This window comes from Streptomyces sp. JLBT605 (genome assembly GCF_058215555.1).
The window spans coordinates 2,044,541-2,070,649 of record NZ_CM177087.1; the positions used below are offsets into that span (position 1 = coordinate 2,044,541).

Annotated in this window: 17 protein-coding genes; 7 read left to right on the plus strand and 10 right to left on the minus strand. The window is 73.9% G+C overall.

All coding sequences use genetic code 11. The features are described from left to right. Positions 1 to 338 precede the first annotated feature (338 nt). Positions 339 to 1,466 (plus strand): ThiF family adenylyltransferase, encoded by a 1,128-nt coding sequence (locus tag AC4BDD_RS09170; RefSeq protein ID WP_490690483.1) that lies wholly within the window; start codon positions 339 to 341, stop codon positions 1,464 to 1,466. A gap of 79 nt (positions 1,467 to 1,545) precedes the next feature. Beyond that, a complete protein-coding gene (locus AC4BDD_RS09175; protein ID WP_490690484.1) occupies positions 1,546 to 2,928 on the plus strand; it encodes an ABC1 kinase family protein in 1,383 nt (460 codons plus the stop codon). Between the two features lie 105 nt (positions 2,929 to 3,033). Here AC4BDD_RS09175 and AC4BDD_RS09180 read toward each other — a convergent pair whose 3' ends face one another. The 5 genes from AC4BDD_RS09180 to AC4BDD_RS09200 form a co-directional block, all read right to left on the minus strand. Continuing rightward, the gene (locus AC4BDD_RS09180; RefSeq protein WP_490690485.1) at positions 3,034 to 3,231 is read right to left on the minus strand and encodes a hypothetical protein; all 198 of its coding nucleotides are present in this window, start codon (positions 3,229 to 3,231) and stop codon (positions 3,034 to 3,036) included. A gap of 167 nt (positions 3,232 to 3,398) precedes the next feature. Beyond that, the gene (locus tag AC4BDD_RS09185) at positions 3,399 to 3,722 is read right to left on the minus strand and encodes a putative WhiB-interacting protein (protein ID WP_490690486.1); all 324 of its coding nucleotides are present in this window, start codon (positions 3,720 to 3,722) and stop codon (positions 3,399 to 3,401) included. Further along, the gene (locus AC4BDD_RS09190; RefSeq protein WP_490690487.1) at positions 3,719 to 4,081 is read right to left on the minus strand and encodes a WhiB family transcriptional regulator; all 363 of its coding nucleotides are present in this window, start codon (positions 4,079 to 4,081) and stop codon (positions 3,719 to 3,721) included. Before AC4BDD_RS09190 ends, AC4BDD_RS09185 begins: the two co-directional genes overlap by 4 nt. A 114-nt stretch (positions 4,082 to 4,195) precedes the next feature. Then, positions 4,196 to 4,471, minus strand: coding sequence for a hypothetical protein (locus AC4BDD_RS09195; RefSeq protein WP_490690488.1), 276 nt, complete (start codon positions 4,469 to 4,471; stop codon positions 4,196 to 4,198). 142 nt (positions 4,472 to 4,613) lie between these two features. Beyond that, positions 4,614 to 6,830, minus strand: coding sequence for an ATP-dependent DNA helicase UvrD2 (locus AC4BDD_RS09200; RefSeq protein ID WP_490690489.1), 2,217 nt, complete (start codon positions 6,828 to 6,830; stop codon positions 4,614 to 4,616). A 224-nt stretch (positions 6,831 to 7,054) separates the two neighbouring features. Between AC4BDD_RS09200 and AC4BDD_RS09205 the strand changes: the two genes are divergently transcribed. Then, positions 7,055 to 7,306 (plus strand): mycoredoxin, encoded by a 252-nt coding sequence (locus tag AC4BDD_RS09205; RefSeq protein ID WP_490690490.1) that lies wholly within the window; start codon positions 7,055 to 7,057, stop codon positions 7,304 to 7,306. 4 nt (positions 7,307 to 7,310) lie between these two features. On the opposite strand, the gene nudC is transcribed toward AC4BDD_RS09205, so the two are convergent. The 5 genes from nudC to AC4BDD_RS09230 all read right to left on the minus strand — a co-directional run bounded on the left by nudC (position 7,311) and on the right by AC4BDD_RS09230 (position 18,631). After that, positions 7,311 to 8,246, minus strand: a complete 936-nt coding sequence (gene nudC, locus AC4BDD_RS09210) for an NAD(+) diphosphatase (protein WP_490690491.1) — start codon at positions 8,244 to 8,246, stop codon at positions 7,311 to 7,313. Between the two features lie 135 nt (positions 8,247 to 8,381). Next, complete coding sequence (locus tag AC4BDD_RS09215) at positions 8,382 to 9,800, minus strand: dipeptidase (RefSeq protein WP_490690492.1); 1,419 nt, start codon at positions 9,798 to 9,800, stop codon at positions 8,382 to 8,384. 79 nt (positions 9,801 to 9,879) lie between these two features. Then, positions 9,880 to 13,833 (minus strand): ATP-dependent helicase, encoded by a 3,954-nt coding sequence (locus tag AC4BDD_RS09220; RefSeq protein WP_490690493.1) that lies wholly within the window; start codon positions 13,831 to 13,833, stop codon positions 9,880 to 9,882. Between the two features lie 95 nt (positions 13,834 to 13,928). After that, on the minus strand, positions 13,929 to 17,573 hold the full coding sequence (locus AC4BDD_RS09225) for an ATP-dependent helicase (protein ID WP_490690494.1): 3,645 nt from the start codon (positions 17,571 to 17,573) through the stop codon (positions 13,929 to 13,931). A gap of 455 nt (positions 17,574 to 18,028) precedes the next feature. Next, positions 18,029 to 18,631, minus strand: a complete 603-nt coding sequence (locus tag AC4BDD_RS09230) for an MGMT family protein (RefSeq protein ID WP_490690495.1) — start codon at positions 18,629 to 18,631, stop codon at positions 18,029 to 18,031. A gap of 218 nt (positions 18,632 to 18,849) precedes the next feature. On the opposite strand from AC4BDD_RS09230, the gene AC4BDD_RS09235 reads away from it, so the two are divergent. The 4 genes from AC4BDD_RS09235 to AC4BDD_RS09250 all read left to right on the plus strand — a co-directional run bounded on the left by AC4BDD_RS09235 (position 18,850) and on the right by AC4BDD_RS09250 (position 26,089). Further along, positions 18,850 to 21,960 (plus strand): lysylphosphatidylglycerol synthase transmembrane domain-containing protein, encoded by a 3,111-nt coding sequence (locus tag AC4BDD_RS09235; protein WP_490690496.1) that lies wholly within the window; start codon positions 18,850 to 18,852, stop codon positions 21,958 to 21,960. Between the two features lie 138 nt (positions 21,961 to 22,098). Further along, positions 22,099 to 23,205, plus strand: a complete 1,107-nt coding sequence (locus AC4BDD_RS09240) for a hypothetical protein (RefSeq protein WP_490690497.1) — start codon at positions 22,099 to 22,101, stop codon at positions 23,203 to 23,205. Then, a complete protein-coding gene (locus AC4BDD_RS09245; RefSeq protein WP_490690498.1) occupies positions 23,202 to 24,356 on the plus strand; it encodes a hypothetical protein in 1,155 nt (384 codons plus the stop codon). The genes AC4BDD_RS09240 and AC4BDD_RS09245 overlap by 4 nt, the downstream gene beginning before the upstream one ends. 134 nt (positions 24,357 to 24,490) lie before the next feature. Further along, on the plus strand, positions 24,491 to 26,089 hold the full coding sequence (locus AC4BDD_RS09250) for an alpha/beta hydrolase (protein WP_490690499.1): 1,599 nt from the start codon (positions 24,491 to 24,493) through the stop codon (positions 26,087 to 26,089). Positions 26,090 to 26,109 lie beyond the last annotated feature (20 nt).

Genomic DNA, 26,109 nt, shown 5'->3' on the forward strand with positions numbered 1-26,109 from the left:
GCTTGTACGACTAATGCGCATGCCTGTGGATAACTCTCGGTGGCCGATCGCCGACGGGAGCATGCTGGGCCCACGCCGGTGGTCTCACCGGGGAGGCAGGGAGCACTACGGGGAACACGGGGAGAAGGGGGAGGGCCATGCGGACGGGCACGGTCACGCGGACCGGGACGGTCACGCCGGCGGAGGCGGTCACGGGGGCAGTCAAGCGAGCGGGGGCGGGCACGTCGGCCGGCGCGGTGATGCGACGGGGGTCGACGGGGCGACGGGGGCCGGCGCGGCGACAGGGGTCGGCGGGGCGCGCGAGCGCCACGGAGCGGGGCGGGCCCGCGACGCATCCGATGCTCAAGCCGGCGCTGCGGCGTGGCTGGCGCGATCGCGACACGGTGCAGTTCGGGGTGACCGAAGCGCGTGCGGTGGTGCTGGGGCCGGTCGACACCGCGACCGGCAGCTTCCTGGAGTTGCTCGACGGCACCCGCGGGCTGCCGCTGCTGCGGCAGGAGGCGCGGCGGCTGGGTCTATCTCAGGGGCGGGCCGACGCGCTCGTGGAGCGTCTGGCCGCGGCCGGGCTGCTGGACGATCCGGCCGGCGGCGGCGAGCCCGCCGCCGCGGTGCGCGACAGCGGTGCCCTGGCCCGGCTGCGCCCTGACCTGGCCTCACTGTCTCTGCTGCATCCGGCGCCCGGTGCCGGGCTGCGGGTGCTGGGTGCCCGGCGGGCGATGCGGGTGCAGGTCCGGGGCGCGGGCCGGGTGGGCGCGGCTGTAGCGGCGGCGCTGTCGGCCGCCGGGGTGGGGCAGGTCGATGTGGTGGACGGCGGCTGCGTGGAGCCGTGGGACGTCGCCCCGGGCGGGCTGACCGCCGAGCAGATCGGTGAGCGCCGGGACGCGGCCGCCCGGCGGCTGGTCCGCCGGTCGGCCCCCTGTGCCCGCCCGCGGCGGTCGGCGGGTCCCCCGGGGGAGGGCGAGCCGGGGCTGGCGCTGGTGGTGCTGGCCCCGCGCGACGGGCTGGCGGCGTATGCCCCGGACCCGGCCGAGGCCGAGCCGCTGCTCACCTCCGGTATCCCCCATCTGTACGCCGGCGTCATCGAGGCCACCGGTGTCATCGGGCCGCTGGTCCTGCCCGGAATCACCCCCTGCGCGGGATGCCTGGCCGCGGTGCGGGCGACGCGGGAGCCGTACTGGGGGCGGATGCTGGCACAGTGGCGTTCCGGCCGCCGCGCCGGCACACCGGCCTGCGACACCGCGCTGTCCGCCGTGGTGGCAGGGCTCGCCACGGCGCACGCGCTCACCTTCCTCGACGGCCGTCTGCCGCCCAGTGCCGGGTCCCGGCTGGAGCCCACGCTGCCGATGCTGACCTGGTCCGCGCGGCCCGTCGAGGCGCGTCCGGAGTGCGGGTGCGGAGCCGCGACACCCTCCGATGCGGGATTGCCCTCGGCGCCGCCGTTGCCGCACGCAACAATGGCCGGGTGACCGGCGTCCGCTGCCTGGGCGACGGGGGTCCGGGGGCCCGCCTCCGGGATGGCTCAGCTGTAGGAAGTTGGAGGGGCGCATGTCTGATCTTCCGCGCAAGGCGATCACCCGAACCGCCAAGTTGGCCGCGCTGCCCTTGGGGTTCGCCGGCCGCGCCACCTGGGGGCTCGGCAAGCGGATCGGGGGGCGGCCGGCGGAGATCGTCGCCCGGGAGGTGCAACAGCGCACCGCCGAGCAGCTGTTCAAGGTCCTCGGTGAGCTGAAGGGGGGCGCGATGAAGCTGGGCCAGGCGATGTCGGTCTTCGAGTCGGCCCTGCCCGAGGAGATCGCGAAGCCCTACCGCGCCGCGCTGACCAAGCTCCAGGAGGCGGCGCCGCCGATGCCGACCCGATCGGTCCACGCGGCGCTGGAGGAGCGGCTGGGCTCGGAGTGGCGGGAGCTGTTCCAGGAGTTCGACGACAAGCCCGCCGCGGCGGCCTCGATCGGCCAGGTACACCGCGCCGTGTGGCATGACGGGCGGGAGGTGGCGGTCAAGCTGCAGTACCCGGGGGCCGGCGAGGCGCTGCTGTCCGACCTGAACCAGCTGGCCCGGTTCGCCAAGGTGCTGGCGCCGCTGGTACCGGGTCTGGACGTCAAGCCGCTCATCGCCGAGCTGCGCGACCGGGTCGCCGAGGAGCTGGACTACGAGCTGGAGGCCCAGGCCCAGCGGGCGCACGCGGAGGAGTTCGCGGACGATCCGGATGTCTTCGTGCCGGATGTGGTGCACCAGAGCGAGCAGGTGCTGATCACCGAGTGGATGGAGGGCATCCCGCTGTCGGAGGTGATATCCGAGGGGACGCCCGAGGAGCGGGACCGGGCCGGGCAGCTGCTCACCCGTTTCCTCTTCTCCGGTGCCTCGCGCACCGGCCTGCTGCACGCCGATCCGCATCCGGGCAACTTCCGGTTGCTGACCGGTGAGGCTCCGGACGGGCCGCCGGAGAAGTGGAAGCTCGGCGTGCTGGACTTCGGCACGGTGGACCGGCTGCCGGGCGGGCTGCCGGGAGAGATCGGGGTGGCCCTGCGGATGGCGCTGGACGGTGACGCCGCGGGGGTCTATGCCCTGATGCGCGAGGAGGGGTTCGTCAAGCCGACGATCGAGCTGGACCCGGAGGCGCTGCTCGACTATCTGCTGCCGATGATCGAGCCGGCCCAGGTGGAGGAGTTCGCTTTCGACCGCACCTGGATCCGGGGTCAGGCGGCGCGGCTGGCCGACCGCAAGTCGCCGCTGTACGAGCTGGGCAACCAGATCAACCTCCCGCCGTCCTACCTGCTCATCCACCGGGTCTGTCTGAGCACCATCGGTGTGCTGTGCCAGCTGGGTGCGACGGTGGCGCTGCGCGGCGAGTTGGAGGACTGGGTGCCCGGCTTCCTGCCCGAGGAGGACGCCGAGGCACCGGAGGAGGTCACGGAGAGCCCGAGCTGATCCGGGCCGGGTCGCCGGGTGGGGGCGAGCCGGTCGCGCGGCTTCGCCCCGGTGCGGCCAGGGTGAGTCCTGGTCCGGGGCGGGCCGCCCGGGCCCGGGTGGGGGTCACCACCAGGGCGAGTCGAGCCGGCCTTCGATCGCCCGGATGTTGCCGCGTGCGCAGTCCTCGCAGAAGTAGCGTCTTACACCGTTCTCCACGGAGCAGGTCCAGGTCAGCGGCACGGCTTCGGCGGCGGCGCCGCAGCGGGCGCAGGTGACGGTCTCGGACTCCAACTGCACACCATCATGCGTCTTATGGTCCACCTGGAGACGATATCTCCGTGAGCCGTGACGGCGGGGCCAACGCGCCCTCGTCACCCCCCTTCGGGGGGAGGCAGACCCAAGGGCCGGTCCATGGACCGGCCCTTGGGTTATGTGCGCGAGTGGGTCATGTGCGCGAGCCCGCTGCCGTCACGCGGTCGGTGACCGTGTCAGTGCATGACGGCCACGGCCAGGGCGCGGCGGGCGCGGAGCGAGGCACGCTCCGCGCGGCGCTGCATCCGGCGGGCGGCGGCGAGGCGCTGAGCCCTGCGTTGGGACTCGGCCTCGTGCAGCCGATCGTGCATATGGGCACGGGCCAGGGCTTCTGGGATGAGTTGCATCTCTCGGGTCCTGTTCTGGCGCGACTCGATCGCGCCGATGGTGGTGCGTGTGGTGGTTCTGAGGGCCGGCTCGTTGGCGGACGGGGGCATCGTCGGGTCCTGCTTCTGGGGGTCGTGCGTCAGGGGGCGGTCGATCGTGCCGGCGGTGATCATGCGGCGACCGGGTTCTTGCGCGGACGGCCACGGGGCCGCTTGCGGGCGACGACGACACCCTGGACGAAGAGCTCGCCGCCCCAGACGCCCCAGGGCTCACGGCGGTCCTTGGCGCCGGCGAGGCAGGCCTCACGCAGCGGGCAGGTCTGACACAGCGACTTGGCGTACTCGACGTCGGCCGGCGACTCGGCGAAGAAGACCTCCGGGTCGTAAGAACGGCACGGGACGGCCACACCGAGGTTCTCGATGGCGTCGTCGAGGTCCGACAGGGTGCTGAGCGAAGTCAAGGGGTCCTCCGAGGGGTCAGGCGGGGGGATCAGGTCGGTCGACACGGACGGGGTGTGCGTGGTGAGTTGCACGGGGTGTGTTCCTCGTCTCTCGTTCCGGCTGGTGGCCGGGCTCGGGGAAATCAAAAGGGCCGCGGATCCCGGTGTGGGTTCCGCGGCCCTGGAAGGTGCCGACCTGATTCGCGATCAGGCTGGATAACTCCAGGGATCGAGCCCACGGAAGGCCCACATCGTGTGGTGCTGCGTCTTCTGAGATCCGGCACCGTTGGCTGCCGCCGCAAAGGCATAGGCATTCGCCCGCGCCACTGCCGCCACCTCGGGTGCCTGGGTCGGTCGCTCACTGACACGCGTTTCCAGGGAGCCGGGCAGACCGGTGCCCCGAAGACGCGGCGAAGCGCCGAGCGAGCAGGCGGAGATGACCGGGGAACCGGTCATTTTGGTGGTGGTGATGATGCTGATCATGGGAATCCGCCTCCTCTCGGCGTCTAGGGGGACTGGTCGAGACCAGTCCGCGCGTGTTCAGTACAGCACGGATCCAGCGGAACTCGGAAGCCCGTTGTCTCCGTGCTCGGAAGGCTATGGGTAGGCGCTCTGCGCGCGCAAACTATTTTTTCGACGAGTTCTTCGAGTCGTGCTCGGGTCCCCCACCGGTGCAGAGCGCGAGGACGTCGGCGCCGAACGAGTCGAGCTTCCGCCTCCCCACACCTGAGATGGCGGAAAGCTCCGATTCGGTTCCCGGAACGGCCTCGGCAATCGCGAGCAGTGTCTTGTCGGTGAAGACGCAGAAGGCGGGCTGGCCCAGCTTCTGCGCACACTCCGCCCGCCAGTCGCGCAGTCGCTCGTAGAGCCCCTCGTCCAGCTCGGAGGGGCAGTCCTCGCAGCGCATCAGCTTGATCTCGCCCGCGTCGGTGAGCGTCCTGCCGCACACCCGGCAGCGCACCGGCCCGCGGCGCCCGCGCGTTCGCCCCTCGCCGCGCTCGACGCCGGCGGCCGCGGAGCCGATGGCCGCGCTCCGGCCGCCGCTCGCGGCGGAGCCCGGTCGCAGGCCGGTCAGGAAGCGGCTGGGGCGGCGTCCGCCCCGGCTGCCCGGGGTCCGCGACAGCGACCAGGAGAGGGCGAGGTGGTGGCGCGCCCGGGTGACCCCCACATAGAGCAGCCGCCGCTCCTCCTCGACCTGCTCGTCGGTCTTGGCATGGGTGATCGGCATCATGCCCTCGGTGAGACCGACCAGGAAGACGGCGTCCCACTCCAGGCCCTTGGCGGCGTGCAGGGATGCCAGGGTGACCCCCTCGACCGTGGGGGCGTGCTGGGCGGCGGCGCGCTCGTCCAGCTCCGCCACCAGGTCGCCGAGGGTCGCCTCCGGCCTGGCCCGGGTGAAGTCCTCCGCGAGCCGCACCAGGGCGGCGAGGGATTCCCAGCGGTCCCGTACCGCGCCCGACCCGGCCGGCGGCTCGGACGTCCAGCCGCGGGTGGAGAGCACGGCCCGCACCTGCTCGGGGACGTCGGTGTCCGTCAGCTGCGGGTCGGAGCCTCCGGCCCGCGCCGCACCGCGCAGCAGCATCCCGGCCTCGCGCACCTCCGGTCGCTCGAAGAACCTCTCGGCGCCGCGCAGCTGGTAGGGCACTCCGGCGTCGGCCAGCGCCTGCTCGTACAGCTCCGACTGGGCGTTGACCCGGTAGAGGACGGCGATCTCACCGGGCCGCGCTCCGGAGGCGATGAGCTCGCGGATCCGCCGGGCGGTGCCCTCCGCCTCGGCGGGCTCGTCGCCGTATTCGGTGTACCGGGGCTCGGGGCCCGCCTCGCGCTGGGAGACAAGCTCCAGGCGGTGGTCGGCGGCCCGGCCGCGGGCCTGGGCGAGCAGCCCGTTCGCCAGGTGCACGACCTGGGGCGTGGAGCGGTAGTCGCGGATCAGCCGGATGACCGTGGCGCCGGGGTGCCGGGTGCGGAAGTCGAGCAGATGGTCCGGGGTGGCGCCGGTGAAGGAGTAGATGGTCTGGCTGGCGTCGCCGACCACGCACAGGCTGTCCCGGTCGCCCAGCCACAGCTCCAGCAGCCGCTGCTGGAGCGGGCTGACGTCCTGGTACTCGTCGACGACGAAGTGCTGGTACTGGCGGCGGACCTGGTCGGCGATGTCCGGGCGCTCCTGGAGCACGCCGACGGTCAGCAGCAGCACGTCCTCGAAGTCGATCACTCCGCGGTCGCGCTTGAGCTGCTCGTACCCGGCGTAGACCGCGGCGATCTCGGCGGCGTCGCGCGGGACGAGCCGGCCCCGGCGGGCCGCCGCGGCCGGATACTCCTCGGGCACGGTCTGGGTGACCTTGGCCCACTCGATCTCGCCGGTGACATCGCGCAGCTCGGTGCGGTCCAGCCGGATCCGGGAGCGCGCGGCGGCCTCCGCGACCAGCTGGACCTTCCGCTCCACCAGCCGCGGCACCTCGCCGCCGACCGCCTTGGGCCAGAAGTAATGGAGCTGGCGCAGGGCGGCCGAGTGGAAGGTGCGGGCCTGCACCCCGCCGGCCCCCAGCTGCCGGAGCCGACCGCGCATCTCGCCCGCGGCGCGGTTGGTGAAGGTGACTGCGAGCACGCTGGCGGGCTGCAGGATGCCCGCGCGCACGCCGTAGGCGATCCGGTGGGTGATCGCCCGGGTCTTGCCCGTGCCCGCGCCGGCCAGCACACACACCGGGCCGTGCAGTGCGAGGGCGACCTCGCGCTGCTCGGGGTCGAGCCCTTCGAGCACGGCGTCGGCGTCACGCGGCGTGTCCGCGTACTCGCTCGGCGCCGATGCCCGAGGGAAGAGGGTGGAAGGCGTTGCTGGTGTCACCCCGCCATGCTGCCAGGTCGCCCGGGCCGGCCGTCGACCGTCGTCCACAGGCAGCCGGTCCCGGTCGTATTAATCCCGGTCGTATCAAGGGGCGGCCCCCCTCATGGCAGGTGGCCCGCCGGACAGCCTGGCCCGCGCGCCCGGGAATGGTGGAGGGTGGGTGGACGTTGGACCACTGAAACCAAGCCGAGAGCTACGCCGGACCTTAAGGAGCACGAAGACCGATGTCGGGCACCGTGACGATGTACAGCACCACCTGGTGCGGCTACTGCCGCCGGCTGAAGAGCCAGATGGACCGCGAGGGAATCGCCTACACCGAGGTCAACATCGAGCAGGATCCGGAGTCGGCCGCCTTCGTGGAGAAGGCGAACGGCGGAAACCAGACCGTGCCGACCGTGCTCTTCGCGGACGGTTCCACGCTGACCAACCCCTCTCTCGCCCAGGTGAAGGCGAAGATCCAGGTCACCGGCGTCTGACCGGTCAGCCCTGCGGAAGCGGTTCGCCGTACCAGCGCTGGACCAGGTGGGCCGCGATCGAGATGCCCGAGGGAGGCAGTACCTCCCCGGACTCGAACGCGGCCCGCAGCTCCTCCCGGGAGAACCAGCGCGCCTCGTGGATCTCCTCACCGTCCACCTGGATGCGGGACGAGGCGGCCCGGGCCATGAAGCCGAGCATCAGGCTGGACGGGAAGGGCCACGGCTGGCTGGCGACGTACTCCACCTCGCCGACCGCCACACCGGCCTCCTCCGCGACCTCGCGGACCACGGCCTGCTCGATCGACTCACCCGGCTCCACGAAGCCGGCGAGGGTGGAGAAGCGCCCCTCCGGCCAGTGCACCTGGCGGCCCAGCAGCGCGCGGTCCTGATCGTCGGTGACCAGCATGATCACCGCCGGGTCGGTGCGCGGGTAGTGCTCAGCGCCACAGGCCGGGCAGCGGCGGATGTGGCCCGCGGCCGCGACCACGGTGCGTTCGCCGCAGCGCGAGCAGAAGCGGTGCATGCGCTGCCAGTTCTCCAGCGCGACCGCGTGCGCCAGCAGCCCGGCGTCCCGGGGCGAGAGCAGCGCGCCGGCCTCGCGGAGCCCGGCCGGGCGGGCCGACTGGTCGATCCGGCCCGGCAGCGCGTCCTTCTGCAGCGCGAAGTAGCGCACCCCGTCCTCGTCCGTCCCGAGGAAGTAGCGGTGGGTCTCGGTGGGCGGCGCCTCGAAGGCCGGTGTCATGACGAGCTCGGTGCGGCCGTCCGGGGTGTCGTCGACCAGCGCCTGGCCACCGGAGACCACGAAGACCCGGGTCGTGGGGTGGCTCCACGCGGCGGCGAGCCATGCCTCGTCCAGCCGGTGGTGCGCGGCGCGGTCGATGCCGCTCGCACCGGCCAGCGTGATCGGTCGAGCAGTGGTGCTATCGGTCCAAGTGGTCACGGCTGCTTCCAACTCCCCCTACACGTACGGCTCTGACAAGGCTCTGATCTTCTGCGACGGTGCGTGGCGTGTGGCGTGGTGCGCGGCGCTGGGTCGCGACGGCCGGTGCCCGCGGCGGTGACGGGGCCGGCCCCGTCACACCGGCTGGGCGGTGGACGCCGGCTCCCAGTGCTCCGCGAGGTCGCCCCACAGGTACGCGGCGGTCTCGACGCCCTTCATCAGCAGGTCCAGCTCGACCTTCTCGTTCGGCGCGTGCCAGCCGTCGGACGGCACGGAGATCCCCAGGAACAGCACCGGCGCGCCGAGCACGTCCTGCAGGTCGGCGGCCGGTCCCGAGCCGCCCTCACGGGTGAAGCGGATCTGCTGCCCGAAGGCCCGGCCCATGGCGCGCACCACCGACTGAAGCGCCGGGTGGTCCAGCGGGGTGAGGCAGGGGCGGGTCGCGCCCCAGAAGGTGATCTCGTGACGGATTCCGTCCGGCAGCCGCTCGGCGACCCAGGCGCGCACCGCCTTCTGGACGGCCTGCGCGTCCTGGCCCGCGACCAGCCGGAAGGAGAGCTTCAGCTGGGCGGTGGAGGGCACGATGGTCTTGCCGCCGGGCCCCTGGTAGCCGCCGCCGATGCCGTTGACCTCGGCGGTCGGGCGGGCCCAGACGCGCTCCAGGGTGGTGTGGCCCGCTTCGCCGGAGGTGGCGTGCGAGTGCGCGGTGCGCAGCCAGCCCGCCTCGTCGAAGGGCAACTCGGCCAGCAGCTCGCGCTCCCGCTCGGTGAGCTCGATCACACCGTCGTAGAAGCCGGGGATCGTCACGCGCAGGTCGGCGTCGTGCAGGGCGGCGGCCAGCCGGGCGGCCTCCATGGCGGGGTTGGGCACCGCGCCGCCGAAGGAGCCGGAGTGGATGTCCTGGTCGGGGCCGAACAGGTCGATCTGGCAGTCGGTGAGCCCCCGCATGCCGGTGCAGACGGTCGGGGTCTCCTTGGACCACATGCCGGTGTCGGAGACGATCACCGCGTCGCAGGCGAGCCGGTCGGCGCGGGCGCGCACCAGGTCGGGGAAGTTCGGCGAGCCGGACTCCTCCTCGCCCTCGATCAGCAGCTTGAGGTTGACGGCGGGCGCGCTGCGGCCGGTGGCGGCCAGGTGCGCCCGTACGCCCAGGGTGTGGAAGAACACCTGGCCCTTGTCGTCGGCGGCACCGCGCGCGTACAGCTTGCCGTCGGTGACGACCGGCTCGAAGGGGTCGGTGTGCCAGCCGTCCTCACGGGCGGCGGGCTGCACGTCGTGGTGCCCGTAGACGAGCACGGTGGGCGCCCCGGCGTCGCCGGAGGGCCACTCGGCGAAGACGGCGGGGGCGCCGGGGGTGTCCCACACCTCGACGGTCGGGAAACCGGTCTCCGCCAGCTTGTCCGCCAGCCAGCGGGCGCTGCGCCGGACGTCGTCGGCGCGGCCGGGGTCGGCCGATACGGAGGGGATGCGCAGCCACTCGGCGAGCTCGGCGAGGAAGCCCTCGCGGTGAACGTCGACGTAGGCGCGGACGGCGGTGTCCGGGGTGTTGCTCATGGCTCTGAGCCTATCCGGCGCGAGGGGCCCGATGTGTGCCGGTCCCCGGGGTGCTCAGCGGTCAGGCCGCGGGTGGCGCTCACCGGCCGGGGGCCTCGCCGGGCCCGTCGTGGGACTCGTCGCCGGGGCCGTTGCGGGAGTCGGCGCCGGGCCCGGGGCGGGAGTCGTCGCCGAGGCCGTGGCCGGGCTCGTCGGCGAGGCCGTGGCCGGGCTCGTCGGGCCCGTGGCGGGGCTCGTCGGCGGCGGGGTCCCAGGGGCCGTCCTCGCCGGTCAGGATGCGTTCCAGGGCGGCGCGGCCGGGCAGGGACGGTGGCCGGACCACCTCGCCGCCGCGCACGTACACGAAACCGGCCGTCACGGCGGACAGCGGCACGCCCTGCTGCTCGGCCCAGGCCAGCCGGTAGATCGCCAGCTGGAGCGGGTCGGCGTCGTGCTCCCGGCTGGTCTTCCAGTCGACGATCTCGTAGCGGTCGCCCTCGGGGCCGCGCTCGCGGTACACCGCGTCGATCCGGCCGCGGATCGTGCGGCCCGCGAGGACCAGCTGGACCGGCGCCTCGACCCGGTAGGGGGTGCGCCGGGCGTACGGGGTGCGCGCGAACGCCTCCTTGAGCGCGGCCAGGTCCCGCTCGTCGGCGATCTCCGGCTCGTCGTCCGCGCCACCGGGCAGCTCGTCCGGGCCGAGCAGGGGCAGCGGCAGCGCCTCGAAGCGAGACTCCACCCAGGCGTGGAAGCGGGTGCCGCGCCGCGCGGCGGGCTGCGGCGGGCGGGGCATCGGCCGGGCCAGCTCCTGCGCGAATCCGTCGGGGTCGGCGGCGAGCCGCATCAGCTGGGAGGCGCTGAGCACCGGAGGAACCGGCACCTCGCGCACCGTCGCGCGGGCCCGTCGCAGCTCCCCGGCCAGCGCGTCGAGATCGCGGTCCCAGGAGGCGACGAGGCGCGCCTCCTCGGCGGCGAGGCCGAGGTCGGGAGCGACGGCCTCCGGAGCGGCGGCCTCCGGAGCCGGGCCGGATCCGGGTGCGGGCGCGGCCGCGGTGTCGGCCATGGGGGTGGTGGTGCGGGGGGCGGGGCCTGGGCCGGGCGCGGGCGGGCGTGCGGCGTCCGGTCCGGGGCCGTCGCCGGCCGGCCGGCGCGGGTGCGGCACGGCGGAGGGACCGGGGTCGGCGGCGCCGGTGCGGGCGGCGAGGTGGGCGAGGACGGTCTCGGCCGCGCGGCGGCGGCGGGCCAGCGCCTCGGTGTCCAGCGGCAGCGGCCATACCTCGTCGGCCGCGGCCGCGCGCAGCGCCGGATTCTCCTCGTCCGGGCCGGGCTGCTCGGCCCACGCCTCCACCTCGCCGTGGCCCGGGCTCGCCTCGCAGTGGGCGCGCAGGGCCTGGAGGAACTCGGACGGGCCGCGCGGCTTCTTCTGCGTGGGTCCCCACCAGTGCCCGGAGCCGAGCAGCAGGGAACGGGGCCGGGTGAAGGTGACGTAGCCCAGGCGCAGCTCCTCGGTGCGCTGGTGCTCCCGCATCGCCTCGCGGAAGGCGGTCATGCCCTTGCTGTGCCATGCCTCGACGTCGGGCAGGGTGGCGGCGTCGCCGCGCAGCGCGTGCGGGAGGACCCTGGGCGCGGACGTCCAGGACTCGCGGGCCTGCTCACTGGGGAACTGCTTGGCGACCAGCCCTGGCACGGCCACCACGTCCCACTCCAGGCCCTTGGACTTGTGCGCGGTGAGCACCTTGACGGTGTTCTCCCCGCCGGGCAGGGCGTTGTCCAGGCCCTTCTCGTACTGCGCGGCGGTGCGCAGGAAACCGAGGAAGGCCAGCACGGTGGCCTCGCCGTCCAGGGCGGCGAAGTCGGCGGCGACGTCCAGGAAGTTGCCGAGGGTCTCGCGGCGGCGGGCGGCCAGTGCGTGCGGGGAGGCGGAGAGCTCCACTTCCAGGCCGGTGACGGCGAGGACCCGGTGGAGGACGTCCATGAGCGGGTCGGCGAGGGAGCGCCGCAGCTCGCGCAGCTCGGCGGCGAGGCGGGCGAAGCGCACCCTGGCCTCGGCGGAGAAGGGCAGGCCGTCGTCGTCCGCGTGGCCGCCCTGGGCCGCCGGGCGGGCGGCCGCGCCAGGGGCGCCCCCGCTCTCCGGCCCGGCGATCGCGTCCGGGGTCTCGCCGCCGGCCCACCCGGCCACACCGGGGGCTCCCCCGGCGGCCCCGGGGCCGCCCGCGGGCCCGGTCCCGCCGGCGGCCCCGGCCCAGGTAGCGGGGCCGGTCCAGGTCGCGGGCCCGGGCCAGGTCCCGGCTGACAGGAAGGTGTCCAGTGCGTCGGCGAGCGAGATGAGCTCGGTGGGGTCGGTGCCCTCGACGGCCTCGGCCAGCCGGCGGTCCGGATCGTCGGCCCCGGCGGCGGACTCGTGACGTACCAGGAGACGGGCGCGGCGGCCGAGCAGGGCGAGGTCGCGGGGGCCGATGCGCCAGCGCGGGCCGGTCAGCAGCCGGACCAGGGCGGCATTGGCCGAAGGGTCCTGGAGGACCTCCAGGACGGCCACCAGGTCGGCGACCTCCGGCAGGTGCAGCAGCCCGGACAGGCCGACGACCTCCACCGGAACGTCGCGCTCCACCAGGGCGCCCTGGATCTGGGCGAAGTCGGTCGCGGTCCGGCAGAGCACCGCGATCTCGCCGGGCGGCGTGCCGGTGCGCACCAGGTGGGCGATGGAGTCGGCGACCCAGGCCAGCTCCTCGGCATGGGTGGGCAGCAGCGCGCAGCGCACCAAGCCCTCGCCCTCCGCCCCCGGCGCTGGCCGCAGCGCCTCGACCCCCTGGTGCATCGCGCGCAGCGGGGCGGCCAGGCCGTTGGCGAGGGCGAGCAGCCGGCCGCCGCTGCGCCGGTTCTCGCTGAGCGCGAAGCGCCGGGCGGGGCTGAGCACGGCGCTGGACGGGCTTCCGGGGCCGGACGACGAGTCGGCGAGGCTGGACGGGCTGTTGACACCGGACGGGCCGGCCACGCCGGAGGCGCTACCGGGGCCGGCCGGAGCCTGCCGCTGCGGGAAGTGTTCCGGGAAGTCGTCGAGATTGGCGACCGAGGCGCCGCGCCAGCCGTAGATGGCCTGGCAGGGGTCGCCGACCGCGGTGACCGGGTGGCCGGTGCCCCCGCCGAAGAGCCCGGACAGCAGCAGCCGCTGGGCGACCGAGGTGTCCTGGTATTCGTCCAGCAGCACCACCGCGAACTCCTGGCGCAGCAGCGCGCCGACCTCCGGCCGGGTGCGGGCCAGGGTCGCGGAGAGGGCGATCTGGTCGCCGAAGTCGAGCAGATCGCGGCGGCGCTTCTCGGTGCGGTAGCGCTCGACGAGCTCCAGCAGCTCAAGCCGGGCGCGGACGGTCTCGGGCACCTTGCGCAGCACGTCATTGGTGAGCTTCACGCCGTCCAGCGCGGTCAGCAGCTCGGTGTCGTGGGCGCGCAGCCGCTCGGGGGTCACCAGGTGCTCGGCCAGCTCGCCGTCGAGCGCCAGCAGGTCGGTGACCAGGTCGGCGAAGGGCCGGGTGAGCGCGGGGTACGGCCCGGGGGCGGTGCGCAGCACCCGCGCGGCCAGCTGGAAGCGGGTGGCGTCGGCGAGCAGCCGGGAGGTGGGTTCCAGCCCGATCCTCAGCCCGTGGTCCTTCAGCAGCTGCCCGGCGAAGGCGTGGTACGTGGAGATGCGCGGCTCGCCCGCAGCCTGGTCCGGGTCGCCCGGACCTCCGCCGGGGCCGTCCCCGGCGGAGGCGGCCCTGCCCCCGGCCTCGGCCTCGGGGGCGACGCCGGCCTCGACGAGCGCCCTGCGCACCCGCTCCGCCAGCTCTCCGGCGGCCTTGTTGGTGAAGGTCAGCCCCAGCACCTGCTCGGGGGCGACCTGGCCGGTGCCGACCAGCCAGACGACCCGGGCGGCCATCACCGTCGTCTTCCCGGAGCCGGCTCCGGCCACGATCACCTGCGGGGCGGGCGGCGCGGTGACGCAGGCCAGCTGCTCGGGGGTGAACGGGATGCCGAGCAGCTCCTTGAGCTGCTCGGGGTCGGTGATACGCGGTGCCATCCCAGTGAGGCTAGCGGCGCCCACGGACAACACCGACCCGTGGTGGGGCGGAATGCCCCGACATGCCCGATGCGCGCGGGGCGCCCGAGCGCTCGTCACTCCACCACATGACGGCCCTCCGGCCGGGCGCTGCACGAGGCGCGGAAGGCGCAGCGGCCGCAGTGCTCGCCGGCGCTCGGCGCGAAGCGCTCGTCGAGCACCCGCGCGGCGGCCTCGGCCAGCAGCTCCCCCACGTCCTCCCCTTCCAGCGGGGTCTGGCTCTGCACCTTGGGTACCGTCTCGCCGCCGTCCTTCTTGGCCGCGGCCTGCCGCAGCTGCACCAGCTCCGCGCCGCCCGGCTCGGGGCGTACGCCGCCGAAGAGCTCGTCGACCGCTCCCTCCCGCACCGCGAGCTGGTAGACGGCGAGCTGCGGGTGGCGGGCGACCGCGTCCCGCGAGACGGCCTGCTTACCGGTCTTGAAGTCGACGACGTACGCCCGCCCGTCCGGGTCCGCCTCGACCCGGTCCATGCTGCCCCTGATCCGCACCGCGTAGCCGCCGGTCTCCAGGGTGACGTCGAAGCCGTGCTCGGTGGCGACCGGCGTGCGGCCACCGCGCTCCATCACATGCCAGCGCAGGAAGCGTTCCAGCGCCGCCCGGGCGTTCTCCTTCTCCTGCCGGGACTTCCAGGGCGCGTCGAAGGCGAGCGCGTCCCATACGGAGTCCAGGCGCTCCATGAGGACCGCGAGGTCGGCCGGGGTCTGCCCGGAGGCGACCTCGTCGGCCAGCACGTGCACCACGTTGCCGAAGCCCTGGGCGGCCGTGGCCGGCTCGTCGGCCTTCACCTCACGCCCCAGGAACCACTGGAGGGAGCAGGTGTTCACCAGCTGGTCGAGGGCGCTGCCGGACAGCGCCACCGGCCGGTCGCGGTCGCGCAGCGGCAGCGTGCTGTGCGTCGGCTCGTTCAGGCCCCACCAGCGGTAGGGGTGGGCGGCGGGGACCAGGGGCTGGCCCTCGTCGTCGCGCAGCGCCGCGAGCCGGGCCAGCCGCCGGGCGGCGGCCTCCCGCAGCTCCTCGGACGCCTCCGGGTCGACGGTGGTGGCGCGCAGCTCCGCGACGAGCGCGGCCACGGCCAGCGGGCGGCGCGGGCGCTGGGTGACGTCGACCGGTTCGACGCCCAGCTCGGCCAGGAACCGGGAGGGCTGATCGCCGTCCTCGGCCGCCGCCTTGACGGCGGTGACCACCAGGCGCTCCCGGGCGCGGGTGGCCGCCACGTAGAACAGCCGCCGCTCCTCGGCGAGCAGCGCGCGCTGCGACAGCGGCTCGGCGAGCCCGTCCCGGCCGATCCGGTCGGCCTCCAGCAGCGAGCCGCGGCGCCGCAGGTCCGGCCAGAGCCCCTCCTGGACCCCGGCCACCACGACCAGGCGCCATTCCAGGCCCTTGGAGCGGTGCGCGGTCATCAGCCGTACGGCGTCGGGGCGGACCGCGCGCCGGGTGAGGGTGTCGGCGGCGATGTCCTGGGCGTCCAGCTCGTCGAGGAAGTTGAGCGCGCCACGGCCCCCGGTGCGCTGCTCGGCGCGCGCGGCGGTTTCGAAGAGCGCGCACACCGCGTCCAGGTCGCGGTCGGCGTTCCGGCCGGCCGCCCCGCCCCGGCGGGCGGCCCGCTCCAACCGCTGCGGCCAGGGGGTGCCGTCCCACAGCTGCCACAGCGCCTCTTCGGCGGTGCCGCCGCCGGCGAGCAGCTCACGCGCCTTGCGCAGCAGCAGCCCGAGCCGCTGGGCGCCGCGCGCGTATCCGGGGTCGTGCGCGACCAGACGCTCGGGCTCGGCGAGCGCCTCGGCGAGCAGGACGTCGGAGGGGCGCGGCACCGGGTTGCCCGCGGCCCGCTCCTCCTCCCGCAGCGCCCGGCCCAGCCTGCGCAGGTCGGCGGCGTCCATGCCGCCGAGCGGCGAGGTGAGCAGGGTGAGCGCGGTCTCCGGATCCAGCCGGCCGGGGGTCCCGGCGACCGACGCCGGGAGGTCGGCCGCGTCAGCGGGGGCGGGGGTGCCGGTCCCGTCCACGGACGCCGGGACGCCGGCCGCGGTGTCGACCGCCTCCGGCGGGGCCGGGCGGGGGGACGCGTCGGCGGCCTCCGCCGGGCTCGGGCGGGGGGATGGGTCGGCGGCCTCCGCCGCAGCCGGATGGCGGGACAGGTCGGCAGCCCCCTCAGGAGCCGGGCCCCGGCGGGACGCGTCGGCCGAGTCGGGGAGGCTGGTGGCCGGGGGCGCGAGGGCGGCGGTGGCCGCCGCGCGCAGGGCGGTGAGCAGTGGGGCCACCGCGGGCTCATGGCGCAGCGGGATGTCGTCGCCGTCCACCTCGACCGGAACACCCGCCGTGGTCAGGGCGCGGCGTACGGCGGGCAGGGATCGGCTGCCGGCGCGCACCAGCACCGCCATCTCCCGCCACGGAATGCCGTCCTCCAGGTGGGCGCGGCGCAGGATGTCGGCGATGTTGTCGAGTTCGGCCCCGGCCGTGGGGTAGGTGTACGCCTCCACCTGGCCGCCCGGGCGGGTGGCGGACAGCTCGCGGTGCGCGCGCACCGCCTCGGCCGGCAACCGGTTGAGCGGCATCCGGGCGGTGAGCAGGCGGGTGGCGGCGAGCAGCGCGGCGCCGGAGCGCCGGGAGGTACGGAGGACCTCCACCGGTGCCGGGGTGCCATCGGCACGCGGGAAGGCGTGCGGGAAGTCGAGGATGCCGTTGACGTCCGCGCCGCGGAAGGCGTAGATCGACTGGTCCGGGTCGCCGAAGACGACCAGAGCGCGGCCCTGCCCCCTTCCCCGTTCCCTCCCGCCACCATCCGCCCGGAAAAGACCTGCGGGACGCGGTGCCCGGTTCCCGGCCAGGGCGCGCAGCAGCCGCAGCTGCGCCACGTCGGTGTCCTGGTACTCGTCGACGAACACCGCGTCGTACGCCCCGGCCAGCGCGGCCGCGACGTCGGGACGCTCCGCGAGCAGCACGGCACGGTGCACCAGCTCGGCGTAGTCCAGCACCCCCTGGGCGTCGAGCACGTCGAGGTACTCGGCGAGGAAGGCGGCCGCCGCATCCCAGTCGGGCCGGCCGGTGCGGGCGGCGAAGGCGGCGAGGGTCTCCGGGCCGAGGCCGAGTTCGCGGCTGCGGGCGAGCACCGCGCGTACCTCGTCGGCGAAGCCGCGGGTGGTCAGGCAGGCGCGCAGTTCGTCGGGCCAGCGGACCAGGGCGCGGCCTTCGCGTTCCAGCTCGGCCTGCCCGGCGAGCAGCTCGCGGACCACGACGTCCTGCTCGGGTCCGGAGAGCAGCCGCAGCGGGTCGGCGAAGAGGTCGGCGTCCTGGTGGGCGCGGACCAGGGCGTAGCAGTAGGAGTGGAAGGTGGTGGCCTGCGGGGCCCGGCCGCCCGGCAGTCGGGCCGCCATCCGGTCGCGGAGTTCGACCGCGGCCTTGCGGCTGAAGGTGAGGACCAGCAGGCGCTCGGGGTCGGCCCCGCGCCGCACCCGCTCGGCGACCGCCTCCACCAGGGTCGTGGTCTTGCCGGTGCCCGGTCCGGCGAGGACCAGCAGCGGCCCGGACTCATGGTCAACCACGGCACGCTGCCGCGCGTCCAGCACAGGGGGGGTCACCGGCCCCGGCGGGGTACGTACCAGTCGATACGCGCCCGAGGACGGTCCCCCTGAGCCTGGCGGCCCGGGTTGGGGTGCCCCCGGCCGCACCTGCCGCTGCCGCGCTGGGGACGAGGAGGAGGAGCTCACGTGGATCGCCGGTCCTGGTGGGTGTGCTGGATGTCGTGCGGATACGAGGGTCGGGCTGGGAGTCCCCCCGGACGCGGCCCGGAGGAGGCCGGGAGATGAGGACGCACGGACCGCCGTGGACCACCCCCGGCCCGTCCCTGGTGACGCGCTTCGACCCCTCCCGGACAGGGCCCGGGGGAGCGTCGTCGCGGGGGACGGAGAACCCCCCAGACGCTACGCCAGTCGCGGCGCGGCCCGCAGGGCGTCCGGTGCCGGTCCCTGGCCAGTACACCTGCGCGCCCTGCCCGTCCCCCGGGCTCCGGGCGGCGATGGCGTACACCTCGCGCCGGGCCGTCAGCGGGCCGTCCGCCGCCGGTCGGGCGGCCGGCGAGGCGATGGCCCGGCGGTACGGAAGGCGGCCGACGGCCGATCGCCGGGGCGCGGACTGCCGGTACGGCGCCGGGTGGACGAAGCTGTCAGGTGTGAGAGATGTCTCCGTGGCGAGCGGGGGCCGTGCCGGGCGCGGATATCTCACCGTCCCCGGAGGCACCACCGTCCGCCGGACGCCCCCGGCCGGCCACCCGCCCCGCGCCGCCGGCCGGTGCCGGGCCGGCAGCCGCTCCCGCCCGGGCGCCGGGGCCCGCTGCCGCGGAGTCCGTGCCGGTGCGCCCGTCCCAGCGGGCGGCGGACATCCGGATCCTCGGCAGGTGCCCTTCGGTGGAGCGCGCCGCCTCCCGCAGCGGGGTGCCCTCCTCGCGGTAGTGGGCGAGCGCGCGCTGCTCGTGGCCGGGCAGCAGGACACCGTCCGCGCGCACCACACGCCACCAGGGCACGGCACCTCCGTACAGCGCCATGGCGCGCCCGACCTGCCGCGGTCCGCCCCCGCGCCCGCCGCCTGGCCGGTCGCCGGCCCGCCCTTCGTCCTTGCCTTCGTCCTCGTCCTCCGAGGCCAGCCACTCGGCGACATCGCCGTAGCTCATCACCCGGCCGGGCGGAATCAGCTCGGCGACCTCCAGCACCCGCTCCGCGTACTCGGGCAGCGCCTCCGCGTCCCCTGGCTCTTCGCTCTCCCGGCTCATCCGGCCCATCCTGCCGCACCCCACCGACAACGGCCCGGGCATCGCCGCCACCGGTGCTCTCCCCGCCGGCCGCGCCGGGGAGCACATCCGGCCAACCTGGTCACTATCCGTCCGTGGCGCGGCTACAGTCCGTACGATCCGAATTTCACGTCCTCGAAATACACCCTGATGCCCTCCTCCCGAGCCCGGTCATGCCACCATCTTCCGGGCGGTGACTGGTGATACGAGATCAAGAAGAGACGGCCGAGCAGCAGGGTGCGCAGCCTCCGGAAGAGGCCCGCACTCCTCAAGCGCTGCCGTGCTCCGGTGAATCGCGCGCCATGAACACTTCGGACAACCCGCAGACTCCGGACTCCTCGTCCCCGCCGCCGGAGACCTCCGGCACCCCGGGCACTCCCGCGGACACTCCGGGAGGCCCGGGAGCTCCGGACGTCCCGGACGCGCACGCCACCGCCCGGGACGAGGCGCCCGAGCCGCACGGCGCGCACCGGGGCGACCGGCGCGAGGATCCGACCGACGGCGGCGACGGCAGCGACGACGGGAGCCCCGGCCCCGATCTGCGCGCCGGGCGGGTCTCGGGCGACGAGCCGCTGCTCCCCGCCCGGGTCCACCGCCCCTCCGACCTGCTGCGCCTGCTGCTCGGTGTCCTCGGCATCGGCATCGTGCTGGCCATCTCGGCCTTCGCGCACGGCACCACCGCCGGGCTGGAGCAGGACATCGGCGAGGGCACCGAGGAGGCGCCCGCGCTGCTGATCGACCTGGCGGGGCTGGGCGCCAGCGTCGCGGTGCTGATCCTGCCGGTGGCGTTCGCCATCGAGCGGCTGATCAGACGCGACGGTCTGCGGATCGCGGACGGGGTGCTGGCCGCCGTCCTCGCCCACGGCGTCTCACTCGCCACCGATCTCTGGGTCGCCCAGGGGGCCCCCGAATCGATCCGCGAGGCGCTCACCCAGCAGACCACCGGCGGCACCTTCAGCGACCCGGTGCACGGCTATCTGGCGCCGGTCATCGCCTATATGACGGCGGTCGGAATGGCCCGCCGCCCCCGCTGGCGGGTGGCGATGTGGTGCGTGCTGCTGCTCGACGCCTTCGCGGTGCTCATCGGCGGCTACACCACCCCGTTCGCCATCGTCATCACGGTGCTGATCGGCTGGACCGTCGCCTTCGGCACGCTCTACGCCGTCGGCTCGCCGAACGTCCGGCCCACCGGGCAGCACCTGCTGGCGGGGCTGCGCCGGGTCGGCTTCCGCCCGGTCAGCGCGCTCCGCCACGAGGACGACGCCCCGTACCCGGACCACGACACGATCCACCCCGCCGACACCACCGACACCACCGACACCACCGACTCCACAGACGCCACCGAGGCGGCCGAGGGCAGCCAGGCGGGCGCGGCCGGAGCCGGCCCGTCGGGCGGCAGCCAGTCCGATCGGGGCCGCCGCTATCTGGTCACTCTGGAGGACGGCCCTCCGCTCGACGTCACCGTGGTCGACCGCGAGCAGCAGGCGCAGGGCTTCTTCTACCGCCTGTGGCAGCGGCTCGCGCTGCGCAGCATCACCCAGCCGCGCAGCCTCCAGTCGCTGCGCCAGGCCCTGGAGCAGGAGGCGCTGCTGGCGTACGCGGCGATCGCGGCCGGCGCCAACGCGCCCAAGCTGATCGCCACCTCCGAGCTGGGTCCGGACGCCGTGATGCTGGTGTACGAGCACACCGGCGGCCGTTCGCTGAACTCCCTGCCGGACGAAGCGATCACCGACGATCTGCTGGCGGGCGCCTGGCGCCAGGTCAAGGCGTTGCAGTCGCGACGGATCGCGCACCGCAGGCTGGAGGGGGACGCCCTTCTGGTGGATCGATCCGGCAAGGTCATCCTCACCGACCTGCGCGGTGGCGAGATCGCGGCCGGTGATCTGGTGCTGCGCATGGACATCGCGCAGCTGCTCACCACCTTGGGGCTGCGGGTCGGCGCGGAGCGTTCGGTGGCCGCGGCCGTCTCGGTGCTCGGGCCGGACACGGTCGCCGACAGCCTGCCGCTGCTCCAGCCGCTGGCGCTCAACCGCAGCACCCGCGCGACCCTGCGCCAGCTGGCACGGATGCGCGCCCAGCGGGAGCGCGAGGCGGTGCTGGAGGCGTCGCGGGCCAGGAAGGAAGCCAAGGAGGCGGCGAAGGAGGCCGCCGAGGAGGCCAGGCGGGCGCCTGCCGAGGAGGGCGGCCCGCGGCCGGTCGCGGTGGCACCACGACACGACCGCAAGGCGCTGAAGGCCGAGCGGCAGGCGGAGAAGGCGGAGAAGCAGGCCGAGAAGCGGGCGATCGACGAGGCGCTGGAAGAGGCCCGCGAAGAGGATCTGCTCTCCCAGATCCGGCAGCAGGTGCTGCTGATGCGGCCGCAGGCGCCGATAGAGCCGGTCCGGCTGGAGCGCATCCGGATGCGCACCCTGGTCAGCTTCTGCGCCGGTGCGTTCGCCGCCTACTTCCTGCTGTCCCAGTTCACGCACATCCAGCTGGGCAGGGTGATCGGCGACGCCGACTACCTGTGGGTGGTCATCGCCCTGCTCTTCTCCGCCCTGACCTATGTGGCCGCCGCGATCAGCCTGCTCGGGTTCGTGCCCGAGAAGGTGCCGTTCGGCCGCACCGTCCTGGCGCAGGTCGCCGCGTCGTTCGCCAAGCTGGTGGCCCCGGCGGCGGTCGGCGGCGTGGCGCTCAACACCCGCTTCCTGCAACGCGCGGGCGTCCGGCCGGGGCTGGCGGTCGCCAGTGTCGGCGCCTCCCAGCTGTTCGGCCTCGCCAGCCACGTCCTGCTGCTGCTGACCTTCGGCTACATCACCGGCACCGAGCGCACGCCGACCCTCTCACCGTCCCGCACGGTGATCGCCGGACTGCTGACGGCGGCGGTGCTGGTGCTGGTGGTGACGGCGATCCCGGCTCTGCGGAAGTTCGTCTCCACCCGCGTGCGATCGCTCTTCGCCGGGGTGGTGCCCCGCATGCTGGACGTCCTCCAGCGGCCGCAGAAGCTGCTCGCGGGCATCGGCGGGATGCTGCTGCTGACGGCGGCGTTCGTGATGTGCCTGGACGCCTCGATCCGTGCCTTCGGCGGTGAGTTGAGCTACGCCAGCATCGCGGTGGTCTTCCTCGCGGGCAACGCCCTGGGCTCGGCCGCGCCCACCCCCGGCGGTGTGGGTGCCGTGGAGGCCGCGCTGATCACCGGTCTGACCTTCGCCGGGCTGCCGTACGAGACCGCCACCCCGGCGGTGTTCCTCTTCCGGCTGATGACCTTCTGGCTTCCGGTGCTGCCCGGCTGGCTGTCGTTCACCCACCTCACGCGGAAAGAGGCGCTGTAGAGGCAGCTGCCGCAAAACACGCCGCCTCCCCCAACACGCCCATCACGGTACGTAACGCCAATCGAACGTACTGTCAGTGGGCCCGGTTACGATCGGTGCGATGGGTTGCCGGGGGACACGGAGACGCCGGGGGCGTGGATGACGGGGCGTTGGCGGCGGTTCGGGCAGAGCCGCCGGATGATGATCGGCACGGTGGTGGGGGCTCTGCTGGCCACCGGTTCCGTGGTGTGGTGGTCGCGGGACGACGCGGCGGAGGACCGGGCGCGGTGCTGGGGCGCCTGGCGGCCGGAGGCCGAGGTGTCCTTCTTCAGTGATGACGACCATCGGCTGGAAGTCTCGGAGACCGCACCCACGCCGGGCAGACCGCGCGGCTCCTGTTCACTCTCCTGGGACCAGGGCTCCGGCCAGGACCGGGAGCACGAGCAGGTGGTGGCGAGCTACGACACCGCTCCTCGGGACGCCGCCGCCCGCCGGGCCTGGCTGAGGACGTTCTTCGGCAGCAGCGGCGCGGCGTTGCCGGAGGGCCTGCCCGGCTTCGTCAGCCGTTCCTTCGCCGCCGTGGTGCTGCCCGAGGCGTGCGATGCCAACGGTCGGCCGTCGGTGGTGACCATCAGCGGCAGGAAGGCCGGCAGCGGTGACTTCGTGAGCTCACTGCCCACCGGGGACTCGCTCTGGCGCACCGGGCAGTTGCTCATCGAGCTCGCCAATCATGGGATGGAGCGGGCCGGGTGCGCGCCGGAGAAGCCGCTGGCCTTCACCACCCCGGTCTACGCCGACCTGAACCCGTCTGCCGACGACATCGAGTTCACCCCCGGCACCTGCGCGATAGCCGGGCTGGGGAGGGCCGCCGAGCACGACAAGTCCACCTTCGAGCAGAGCGACCTCGGCTACCGCCTGGGGCCGGTGGGACCTGACCTGCAGACCTGCCTCGTCGATTACTTCAAGGAGCCGGTCGCCCAGTTCACCATGACCGCCCGCCCCCGGCTGGTGGCGCTCTTCGACGGGTTGGCCGGTGCCACGGCGCCGGGCCGGGGCTGGCGCGGCACCGGATACGTCGATGACACCGGGGCGCTGGTGCGGGCGGACTGCGGCGGCCGCCCCACCGTGTTCTTCACCGAGCGTGGCGGTGACGCTGCCACGACACCCGGCCTCCGCTCCACCAGCCGTGCGTTCCCGGTCTATGTGGACGCCGCGGCCAAGCGCATCGGATGCTCACCGGTGGCCCCCCGAGGAGACAGGGCATGACCATGCAGGACGTGGAAGAGGCCGAGAACGCGTTCGGGTCCAAGCAGCGGCCGCGGCGGCGATGGACGCGCCGGCTGCGATCGCGCCCCGGCCAGTTGGTCGCCGTGGGGCTGGCCGGCGCGCTCCTCGGCGCGACGCTGACCGCCTGGCGGACCGACGGCCTTCCGTGGTCGGGCGATAAGGATCAAGCCCTGTGCTGGTCCGCGCTGACCCTGCGGGACGCCGAGGAGATGTTCGTTCCCGAAGTCTCCATCAGTGCCGAGGAGATCACTCCGGTCCTCATGGACGACGGCGACGATGGACCGTATGGGCTCTGCCGGATCGTGCTGTCCCGTCACGGGAGGCCCGACAGCGCTCTGGAATTCCGGCTGCACCAGCCCGACATGCAGTATGACCCCCAGGCAGAGGGCTGGGCCGAGACGTTCCTCAGCCCCCAGGCGGTCTCGTTCGGCAACGACGTGGTGGGCATGGTCAGCGAGAGCCGTGCCTGGCTGGCGCTCCCGAGGCAGTGCGCGGACGGCTCTCTCAACGACGCACCCAGCGTGCTGGACGTGTCCTGGGGAAAGCTTCCGCTGACCGACGCGCCGAACCGCAAGTTCCGCGACCGGCTGGCGAGAGCGACCGTGAAGCTGGCCAATGCCGCTCTGAGCGAGCTGGGATGTGACGGCGCGTTCCCGATACCGGGTCGGCTGCCCGCGCCCCCCGTACCCGTGGACACCAAACCCGGGCGGATATGCGACGTCGAGGGCCTGACACTGCCCGCCGCCTGGGCCGAGAAGGAGTCCTATGAACTGCAGGGCGGCACACTCCTCGCCCACGTCCCGGGCACAGCACGGGTCTGCGGCGTCGGCAACGACGTCGACGGCTCACGGCTGAGGCTGATCACCATCGAAGACGCCCGGCTGACCGAGATGTTCGGTGACCTGCCCAGCTGGGGCGGCCCCACCGCCCACGACAAGCGGGGCAACAGCATGGTCCGCACCGACCTGGCCCTCTACCGGACCAGCTGTCAGACAGGCGATGTGCTCTTCGCCGTCCAGGACACCAAGCCCCGATCCGGGGACATACCTCGCCGGCTGCTGCGTCCCTACGTCGAGGCCGAGGCCGAGCGGCTGGGGTGCGGAAAGCTGACGATGAAGCTTCCCCGCTGACCGGCGCGCCGTTTGGTCACCTTCTGTCACAGGCATGTATCAAGGACCGCGGTTTCATCCGCAACCTCGCCGTTGTTCGACGGTGTGGCCGCCTCCGGAGTCGCCACCCCCCGTGACCGTTAGGATCACCGGCTATGTCACGTGCCATACGAACCAAGCGGACCCACGGCCTGGTCGCCGCGGCCCTGGTGGTCGCGCTGGGTGCTCTCACCGGATGTAACGACGGCGGAGGCGGAGACGGAGACAAGGACGACGACTCGTCCGGGCCTTCGGCGACCGCCCCCGCCGGCAAGCTTCCGGCCTCGCTGACCGGGCAGAAGCTGGACTGGAAGAAGTGCGCGGCGCCCACCCCGGCGCAGGGCGGCGGGAAGGCTCCGGGCGGGCAGTGGGAGTGCAGCACGCTCAAGGCACCGCTGGACTACGCCAAGCCGGACGGCGAGACGATCGACCTCGCGCTGATCCGCGCCAAGGCGACGGGCGGCGGCAAGCGCATCGGTTCGCTGCTGTTCAACTTCGGCGGGCCCGGCGGCTCCGGCATCGCCACGCTGCCGGCCCTCGGCGCGGACTACGCGACGCTGAACTCGCGTTATGACCTGGTCAGCTTCGACCCGCGGGGCGTCGGCGCGAGCGAGGGCGTCACCTGCCTGAGCGACAAGGAGCTTGACGCCTACTACGCCGTCGACAGTTCGCCGGACGACGACGCCGAGGTGAAGACCGCGCTCGCCACCAACAAGAAGTACATCGACGGCTGCGAGCGGAACTCCGGCAAGGTGCTTCCGTATGTGGACACGGTGAGCGCCGCGCGTGACATGGATCTGATGCGGGAGGTCCTCGGCGACAAGAAGCTGTACTACTTCGGCATCTCGTACGGCACCGAGCTGGGCGGCGTCTACGCCCACCTCTTCCCGAAGAACGTGGGCCGTTCGGTGCTGGACGCCGTGGTCGACCCGACCGAGGACCCGGTCAGCGGGGCCATCGGCCAGGCGAAGGGCTTCCAGCTGGCGCTGAACAACTACATGAAGGACTGCGCCAGGAAGGGCGCGCTGTGCCCGACCGGCAAGGGCGGGGACGAGGGCAACCGGAAGCTTGCCGCGCTGCTGAGGAAGCTCGACAAGAAGCCGCTGCCCACCACCAGTGGCCGGAAGGTCACCCAGGACATGGCGCTGACCGGCATAGCGCAGGCGCTCTACTCCAAGGACTACTGGGAGCCGCTGACGGTGGCGCTGAACGAGGCCATGCGTCTCGGCCAGGGCAACACCCTGCTGCTGCTCGCCGACTCGTACAACAGCCGGGACGATCAGGGCCGTTACAGCAACGTCCTCGCGGCGAACCGGGCCATCAACTGCGCGGACGACAAGCAGCGCTACACCCTCGACGACGTGAAGGCGAAGATGCCCGAGTTCCGCGCGGCGTCGCCGGTGTTCGGGGAGTTCATGGCCTGGGGCATGATGGGCTGCACGGACTGGCCGGTCGCCGGCAAGACCGAGAAGCCCGAGGTCAGCGCGGAGGGCTCGGCCCCGATCGTGGTCATCGGCAACACCGGTGACCCCGCCACCCCGTACGAGGGCGCGCAGCGGATGGCGGACGGGCTGGGTGACGGCGTGGGCATCAACGTCACCCTCAAGGGCGAGGGCCACGGCGGCTACAACAGCGGCAACGCCTGCCTGATGAAGGCCGTGGACGGCTATCTGCTGGACGGCAAGGTCCCGGCCGCCGGCACCACCTGCCGTTAGGCGCATCGCACGGCGAAGGG

What these genes read in the sequence shown, in the direction of transcription:
- AC4BDD_RS09170 (WP_490690483.1), top strand. Translation starts at nt 339, where the DNA reads ATGCTCAAGCCGGCGCTGCGGCGTGGCTGGCGCGATCGCGACACGGTG.
- AC4BDD_RS09250 (WP_490690499.1), top strand. Translation starts at nt 24,491, where the DNA reads ATGTCACGTGCCATACGAACCAAGCGGACCCACGGCCTGGTCGCCGCG.
- AC4BDD_RS09195 (WP_490690488.1), bottom strand. Translation starts at nt 4,471, where the DNA reads ATGATCAGCATCATCACCACCACCAAAATGACCGGTTCCCCGGTCATC.
- AC4BDD_RS09240 (WP_490690497.1), top strand. Translation starts at nt 22,099, where the DNA reads ATGACGGGGCGTTGGCGGCGGTTCGGGCAGAGCCGCCGGATGATGATC.
- AC4BDD_RS09175 (WP_490690484.1), top strand. Translation starts at nt 1,546, where the DNA reads ATGTCTGATCTTCCGCGCAAGGCGATCACCCGAACCGCCAAGTTGGCC.
- AC4BDD_RS09220 (WP_490690493.1), bottom strand. Translation starts at nt 13,833, where the DNA reads ATGGCACCGCGTATCACCGACCCCGAGCAGCTCAAGGAGCTGCTCGGC.
- AC4BDD_RS09230 (WP_490690495.1), bottom strand. Translation starts at nt 18,631, where the DNA reads ATGAGCCGGGAGAGCGAAGAGCCAGGGGACGCGGAGGCGCTGCCCGAG.
- AC4BDD_RS09185 (WP_490690486.1), bottom strand. Translation starts at nt 3,722, where the DNA reads ATGATCACCGCCGGCACGATCGACCGCCCCCTGACGCACGACCCCCAG.
- AC4BDD_RS09205 (WP_490690490.1), top strand. Translation starts at nt 7,055, where the DNA reads ATGTCGGGCACCGTGACGATGTACAGCACCACCTGGTGCGGCTACTGC.
- AC4BDD_RS09215 (WP_490690492.1), bottom strand. Translation starts at nt 9,800, where the DNA reads ATGAGCAACACCCCGGACACCGCCGTCCGCGCCTACGTCGACGTTCAC.
- AC4BDD_RS09245 (WP_490690498.1), top strand. Translation starts at nt 23,202, where the DNA reads ATGACCATGCAGGACGTGGAAGAGGCCGAGAACGCGTTCGGGTCCAAG.